The sequence below is a fragment of the Bartonella jaculi genome, from assembly GCF_039543045.1.
Taxonomy (GTDB): Bacteria; Pseudomonadota; Alphaproteobacteria; order Rhizobiales; family Rhizobiaceae; genus Bartonella; species Bartonella jaculi.
In genome coordinates this window covers 1-781 of the sequence record NZ_BAABIZ010000163.1, presented here as the reverse complement: position 1 = coordinate 781, position 781 = coordinate 1, and the positions used below count along the sequence as shown (strand labels likewise).

Below are 781 nucleotides of genomic sequence, written 5' to 3'. Positions count from 1 at the left end.
CCCCAGTAAAGTCGCGCCCTGCAATGGCAATCAGAGAACGCATCCCCTGTTCGGATTTGGCTAAAACATCAAAAAAGCGCACCAAGGTACCGGTGGCATCTTTGTCCAGATCTTCCATGAATTTTTGACGAGAGAGACCAATATTGGTAAAAGCATCTTCAATATGCTTGCCTCCCGCCTGAATGCGCGCACTGATAGAGTTAAAACCACGTGCAGCACTCTCTGGGACAATCCCAGCAGAAATCATCGCCGTGCCAAAAGCCGCGGTTTCACGGGCAGTGAGCTTAAACATAGTTGCTGCACCGGTGGCCCGATTGGTAAAATCAGAGACTTCACTTGCCTTGGCCGCCATGTGGTTGGAAAGATGGTTGATAGCATCGCCTAAATCTTCGATGCCTGCCTGATTAAGCTTAAAGACATTGCGCAATTTGGCAAAGCGCTCACCAATCTGATCCCCGCTCATATCAAAGGCGACCGCTGCCTTGGCGGCATAAATACTAAAAGCCTCGAGATCTTGTTCACCAATCCCTGCTTGGCTGGCACTAGTCATCAGTTCTAACACTTCACGAGCGGCGAGAGGAATTTTGGTGGAGGTTTCAAGGGCAAAACGACGCAATTCCTTTAAACGATCAAGGGGGGCATCCAGAACCTTTTCCAAGCCTTTCATCGATTGATCAAATTGCATGGCTTTATAGAGCGGTGCAATTAAAGTTGCGGTTTGGGCAACAGCCCCCACCATGCGCCCACGCGCATGAATATAAGCATTTTGCGCTTTTTCTGT

Annotated in this window: 1 protein-coding gene; it reads right to left on the bottom strand. The window is 49.2% G+C overall.

What is annotated here, in order from left to right:
- A partial coding sequence (locus ABD915_RS09970) for a phage tail tape measure protein (protein ID WP_345117809.1) occupies positions 1-781 on the bottom strand: 781 nt, incomplete at both ends.